The organism is Micromonospora foliorum, from assembly GCF_022229015.1.
GTDB lineage: Bacteria > Actinomycetota > Actinomycetes > Mycobacteriales > Micromonosporaceae > Micromonospora > Micromonospora foliorum.
In genome coordinates, this window is the sequence record NZ_JAKKFF010000394.1 from 1 (window position 1) to 6,390 (window position 6,390).

The following is a 6,390-nucleotide window of genomic DNA, read 5'->3' on the forward strand; positions in this document are numbered from 1 at the left end:
CCGCTGGCCGACCAGCTCGCCGAGATCGCCGCCGAGCTGGACGTCGCGCCGAACCAGCTCGTGCTGGCCGGCGCCGGCGCCACCGAGGGGAATCCGGTGCCACGACGCGTGCCGCTCGGCGCCGAATCGGGAAACTGGTCGGACGAGTTGCGCGCGGCGGGGCTCACCCACCGGCTGCCCAGCCGACGCTGGAGCGGTGGCACACCCGTGCCGACCACCGCGTCGAGCGCGCTGTCGCTTGACGACTTCGTGGCCGGCCTGGACGTCCAGGTCGACTACCGGCCGGTGACCGCCGACGCCGTCGCCGAGGTCGCCGAGGTGGTCGCCCGGGCACACGACTTCGCCCTGGCCCCGGCCCCACCGGCCGCCGCGCTGGCCGAACGGGCCGGTGACCTGCTGGCGGTCCGGGTACGTGACCGGCTCGGCGACTACGGCACATCGGGGCTTGTCGCGCTCGACCGGTCCGTGCCGCGCTGGACGGTCGACGTCTTCTCGCTCTCCTGCCCGGTGCTCGGCAAGGGCGTCGAAGCGGCGGTGCTCCGGGAGCTGACCCGGCGCGCCAAGCTGGCCGGCGCGGACGAGGTGCTGGTCCGCTGGACCGACACCGGTCGCAACGGCACGGCCCGACGTTTCCTGGCCGACCTGGACGCGGTCGTACCCGCCGATCCGGGGGTCCGGCTGCGGGCCGCGCGTGCCGGCGAGGGCGCCGACACGACGGCGGCGGCGGACCGGGTCACGGCGGTGCGGCGATGATCGCGCCACCGCCGGTCGGCGTCGGAGTGGCCGCCCTGGCGCACGTCCTCGGCGAGCAGGTCGACGTGGCGGCGGCCGCCGCCGCGTACACCGATGATCTGGACCGGGTGCGGTCCTGGGAGTACCGGGGATTTCACCGGGCCGGGCCCGGCGTCGGGGTCACCGACCTCGCGGTGGTGGCCGGCGGCACCGCGCTGGACCGGGCCGGGTTGTCCGCCGCCGACGTGGACCTGGTGGTGCTGGCCATTCCCGACCTGGCCGAGTACCTCTACTGGGATCCGGCCGCCCACACCCAGGCGCGGCTCGGCGCGCACCGGGCCGAGGCGGTGCTGCTCAACCAGGCCTGCGGCGGTGGGGTGGCCGCGTTCGACACGGTCGCCGGCCGGTTCGCCACCCACCCGGAGTATCGGACCGCCCTGCTGATCGGGGCGAACCGGGTCGCTGAGCCGTACTGGAACCGGATGGAGGTCAACACCAGCATCTTCTCCGACGGCGCGGCGGCAGCCGTGCTGGTCCGTGACCACGGCCGGTGCCGCTGGCTGGCGACCGAGACGATCAGCGACGGCCGGTACGCGGGGTTCATGCGGATGCCGGTCGGTGGCGCGGCGCGGCCGTTCACCCCGGACGGCGACACTCCCCGCGTCGGTGACCCGGCGGACCGGCTCAACGAGTTCTTCGCCGGTGACGTGCGGAAGATGTTCGGCTTCGTCGCCACCATCCGGGAGCGCAACCGGCAGGTGGTGGAGGCGGCCTGCGGCCGGGCCGGCGTGACGCTTGCCGACGTCCGCCGGTTCCTGCACTTCCACGACAACGCCCGCCAGTTCGCCGAGCTGGCCAAGGACCTCGGCGTGGAGCTGGAGCGGACCAACGTCGAGTTGGCCCTCACCCACGGCCACGTCGGCTGCGCCGACCAGCTGATCGGGCTGGAGCACCACCTCGGCACCGGCGAGCTGACCGACGGGGATCTGGTCGCCCTGACCAGCACCGGCAGTGGCATGCACTGGGTCTGCACCCTGCTGCGGGTCTGACCGGCCGTGTCCACCGACGGCGGCGCCGTGACCGGCCCGCCGACAACGACCCCGCCCGGCGGGGAGAGGAAGGAAGACGGAATGAGAGTCGAGGAGGTCCTCCTCCGGATCCGCCGGCTACGCCGTCCCGACGCGCCCGGAGACCCGGAGCTGGCACCCGGCCTGGTCCACCTGGACGACGCGGCGGTCACCACCGTCGCGTCCGCCGGCAGACTGCTCGCCGACGTGCCCGCCGAGAAACTGGCCAGCCCGAACTTCCCGCTCCGGCCGCTGCGGGTCGCCATCACCGGCACGTTCACCCCGGGCACTGTCGAGCCACTGCTGCGGGTGGCGTTGCTGCGCATCGGTATCGCCGCCGAGATCCACGTCTCCGGTTTCGACCAGGTGGTCCTCGACCTCAGCGACCCGGGCTCCGCGCTCGCCGAGTTCCGGCCGGACGTCACGCTCTGCCTGCTGCACGACGGCTGGTTCCTGCCCGCCGAGTGGGACCCCGGCGACCTGGGCGGCCTGGCCGACGCGCTGGGCGAGCGGGCGGCCGTGCTGGAGGCCGCCGTTCGCGGCTACGCCGCCCGCAGCGACGGCGCGTTGCTGCTGCACACCGTGCCGCTGTCCCCGCTGGAGCACCGCAGCCTGGTCAGCTTCCGGGGCCGGGCCGCACTGGGACGGGTCTGGCGGGAGCTGAACGGGCGACTGCTGGAGCTGGGCGAGCGGGACACGACGTACACCCTGGACCTGGAGACGTTGCTGGTGGACCACGACGGCCCGGTGCGCGACGAGCGCCTGTACCGGTTCGCCAGCATGGCCTGGACGCCCACAGTGGACCGCCGCTACGCCCACGAGGCCGCCGCCTTCTGCCGGGCGGTCCTGGGTCGGACGGCGAAGGTGCTCGCGCTGGATCTGGACAACACGCTCTGGGCGGGCGTGCTGGGCGACGACGGGCTGGCCGGCATCATGCTGGGCGCCGACTACCCCGGCAACTGCCACCGGGACGTGCAGCGACGTGCCCTGGCGCTGCGCCGGCAGGGCGTCCTGCTGGCGGTGTGCAGCAAGAACGACCCCGATGTGGTGACCGAGGCGTTCGCACAGCACCCGGATCTGCTGCTGCGGGCCGACGACTTCGTTGCGCAGGCGGTCAACTGGGGGCGGAAGGACGACAACCTGCGTCAGCTCGCCAACACCCTCAACCTCGGCCTGGACGCCGTGGTGTTCGCCGACGACAGCCCGTTCGAGTGCGAGCTGGTACGCCACGAGTTGCCGGCCGTACGGGTGGTGGAGCTGGCCGGCGACCCGGCCGGCTTCTCCGGCAGACTGCTCGCCGAGGGGCACTTCACCGTGCTGGCCACCGGCGCCACCGACCGCGAGCGCACCGAGCTGTACCGGGCCCGCAGCGGCCGGGAACGCTTCGCCGCCACCTTCGACTCGGCGGCGGACTACCTGCACGAGCTGAAACTGCGGGTCACCGTCCGCCCGGTGGACGACCTCAGCCTGCCCCGGGTCGCCCAGCTCGGGTTGCGCACCAACCAGTTCACCATGACCGAGCGGGCGCACACCGAGGCGCAGACCCGACAGCGCGCCGCCTCACCCGACCACCTGGTGCTCACCGTCGAGGTCACCGACCGGTTCGGCGCCGAAGGGCTGGTCGGCGGCGTGTGGCTGGACCGGAGCGACCGGGACGCCTGGGTGATCGAGAACTTCGTGCTCAGTTGCCGGGTCTTCTCCCGCGGCGTCGAACAGGCCGCGCTGCACCGGGTGGCGGAGCTGGCCGGCTCGACCGGCGCCACCCGGTTGGAGGCGCTGTTCCGACCCACCACCCGCAACAAGCCCGGCGGGGCGGTCTGGCCCGCCACCGGTTTCACCATGGCGTCCGAACAGGACGGCACCACCCGGCACGTGCTGCCACTGCACCCACCGCCCCGGCTGTTGCCGGCGTGGATCGCCCTGGAGGAGGGAGACGTCCGTGCCTGACCTGTTCACCACCGTCGCGGACCTCATCGAACAGGTCGCCGACGTACCGGCCGAGCGGCTCTCGCCCGATGTCCGGTTCGCGACGCTCACCAACTGGACCAGCCTGGAGGCGCTGCGGCTGCTCGCCGCGCTTGAGGACGAACTCGGGGTCCGGCTCGACCTGCGGGCGTACCTGGCGGTGACCGCCGTCGGCGAGCTGGTCGGCCTGGTAGCCGGCGAGCTGGACGGGGCAGCGCGGTGACCGCCACCCGCACCGAGGCGCCGCCGACCGCGCCGACCCGGCTCGCCGACGTCGACCTGGACCTGCTGCTGCTGATCCGGCACTTCGAGCTGTCGCTGCTGGACATGTTCGGCCGGGGCGAACTGCACGGCACCACGCACACCTGCCTCGGCCAGGAGTACGTGCCGGTCGCGCTGCGTCCCCTGCTCACCGACGGCGACTTCGTGTTCAGCAACCACCGGGGCCACGGCCACTACCTGGCCCGGTTCGACGACCCACACGGGCTGCTCGCCGAGGTGATGGGACGCGAGGGCGCGGTCTGCCACGGGGTCGGCGGCAGCCAGCACATCCTGCGCGACCGTTACCTGTCGACCGGGGTGCAGGGCGAGAGCGCGCCGGTGGCCGCCGGAGTGGCGCTGCACCTCAAGCGCGCCGAGCCGGGCCGGCTGGCGCTGGTCTACCTCGGCGACGGCACCTGGGGCGAGGGCGCGGTCTACGAGGCGCTGAACATGGCGGCGCTGTGGGGGCTGCCGCTGCTACTGGTGGTGGAGAACAACGGCATCGCCCAGTCCACGCCGACCACCGCGCAGCTCGCCGGCAGCATCGGCGGGCGGGCCCGGGCGTTCGGGGTGGACCACCTCCGGGTCACCTCCACCGACACCGCAGTGGTCCGGTCCGCGCTGGGGCCGGTGCTGCGCCGGGTCCGCGAACGCTGCACGCCGTACGTGGTGGAGCTGCTCACCCACCGGGTGGGGCCGCACAGCAAGGGCGACGACAACCGCCGCCCCGACGAGCTGGCGTACGCCAAGGCGCACGACTGGTACGCCCGCTACGCCGAGGCGTACCCGGAGCAGTTCACCGCGCACGACGAGCGGCAACGCGCGTACGTGGCGCAGGTGGTCCGGGAGGTCACCGGCCGACCGGCGAGTCGCTGGGCGGAGGCGGACCGTGGCTGAGCGGGTGGTGGAGAACCTCAACCAGGCGTTGCACGCGTTGCTGGCCGACGATCCCGGGTTGACACTGCTCGGGGAGGACGTGGTCGACCCGTACGGCGGGGCGTTCAAGGTGACCCGGGGGCTGTCGACGCGGTGGCCGGACCGGGTGCGGTCCACCCCGTTGAGCGAGGGAGGCATCGTCGGCGTGGCCGGGGGCCTGGCGCTGGCGGGGCAGAGCGCGATCGTCGAGATCATGTTCAGTGACTTCGTGGCGCTGGCGTTCGACCAGATCCTCAACTTCGCCAGCAAGTCCACCGCCATGTACGGCCGGCGGGTGCCGATCCGACTGGTGGTGCGCTGCCCCACCGGCGGCAACCGGGGGTACGGGCCGACGCACAGCCAGAGCCCGCAGAAACACTTCGTCGGCATCCCCGGCCTGAGCCTGCACGAGGTGTCGCCGTTCCACGACAACCGGACGGTCCTCGCCGGCATGCTCGCCACCGGGCGGCCGGGGCTGCTCTTCGAGGACAAGGTCCTCTACACCACCCGCATGTACGCCGACGGCGTGGTGGACGAGCTGTTCCGCTACGACCTGATCGGTCCGGACGCCGACGTGGCCCGGATCTGGGTGGACGACCCGGGGCAGGCCGACTGTGTGCTCGTCGTACCCGGCGGGTTGGCCGCGCGGGCCGTGTCGGTGGCCCGGGAGCTGCTGCTGCGCGACGACATCGTCTGCCAGGTGCTGGTGCCGTCACGGCTCTGGCCGGTGGACGCGGACACCCTGCTGCCACCGATCGCCCGCGCCGGCCGGGTGGTGGTCGCCGAGGAGAGCACCGCCGGTGGCACCTGGGGCGCGGAGTTGGCGCACGTCGTGCACCAGCGGCTCTGGGGCGCCCTGCGGGCACCGGTGCGGCTGGTGCACTCCGCCGACAGCGTCATCCCGACCGCCGCGCATCTCGAACGCACCGTGCTGGTGCAGGACGCCGACATCCACCGGGCCGTGAAGGAGGTCGTCAGCGGTGACTGACCTGGTCGTTCCCAAGCTCAACAACAACGACACGACGTACGTGCTGATCGACTGGCTGGCCGCGGACGGCGAGCAGGTGCGCGCCGGTGAGCCGATCGCCGAGGTGGAGACCTCCAAGGCGGCCGAGGAGTTGCTCAGCGACCACACCGGCGTGCTGCACCGGGTCACCGAGGTCAACCAGGAGTGCGCCCCCGGCGACGTCATCGGCCACGTCTTCGACAGCGAGGAGGCCCGGCAGCGCTTCCTCGCCTCGACGGTCGCCCCGGCCGGGCCGGCGTCCGACGCCCACCCCGGCGGGCCGGTGCTCACCGACTCGGCCCGGGAGTTGGCCGCCGCACACGGTCTCGGTGACGACGAGCTACGCGCGCTCGGCAAGGCGGTCGTGCGGCGTACCGATGTGGAACGTCTGCTGGCCGACCGGTCGGCGGCGCCCGCGGTGACGACCGAGCCGGTGGTGGTGGC

At 73.3% G+C, this 6,390-nt stretch carries 6 protein-coding genes and 1 pseudogene; all 7 read left to right on the forward strand.

Annotated elements, in window-relative coordinates:
- Positions 1–753 (forward strand): annotated as a pseudogene (locus PSH25_RS25445) (hypothetical protein); the annotation flags it as partial.
- The gene (locus tag PSH25_RS25450) at positions 750–1,781 is read left to right on the forward strand and encodes a 3-oxoacyl-ACP synthase III family protein (RefSeq protein WP_238661463.1); all 1,032 of its coding nucleotides are present in this window, start codon (positions 750–752) and stop codon (positions 1,779–1,781) included. The pseudogene PSH25_RS25445 and the gene PSH25_RS25450, both read left to right, overlap by 4 nt.
- Before the next feature lie 81 nt (positions 1,782–1,862).
- Entirely contained in the window at positions 1,863–3,746 is a 1,884-nt protein-coding gene (locus PSH25_RS25455) for an HAD-IIIC family phosphatase (protein WP_238661464.1), read from the forward strand.
- Positions 3,739–3,987, forward strand: a complete 249-nt coding sequence (locus PSH25_RS25460; protein WP_238661465.1) for a phosphopantetheine-binding protein — start codon at positions 3,739–3,741, stop codon at positions 3,985–3,987. The genes PSH25_RS25455 and PSH25_RS25460 overlap by 8 nt, the downstream gene beginning before the upstream one ends.
- The gene (locus PSH25_RS25465; RefSeq protein ID WP_238661466.1) at positions 3,984–4,922 is read left to right on the forward strand and encodes a thiamine pyrophosphate-dependent dehydrogenase E1 component subunit alpha; all 939 of its coding nucleotides are present in this window, start codon (positions 3,984–3,986) and stop codon (positions 4,920–4,922) included. The genes PSH25_RS25460 and PSH25_RS25465 overlap by 4 nt, the downstream gene beginning before the upstream one ends.
- Positions 4,915–5,928, forward strand: coding sequence for an alpha-ketoacid dehydrogenase subunit beta (locus PSH25_RS25470; protein ID WP_238661467.1), 1,014 nt, complete (start codon positions 4,915–4,917; stop codon positions 5,926–5,928). Before PSH25_RS25465 ends, PSH25_RS25470 begins: the two co-directional genes overlap by 8 nt.
- Positions 5,921–6,390: biotin/lipoyl-containing protein (locus PSH25_RS25475; protein ID WP_308193736.1), on the forward strand; the 470-nt coding region annotated here is incomplete at its 3' end. The genes PSH25_RS25470 and PSH25_RS25475, both read left to right, overlap by 8 nt.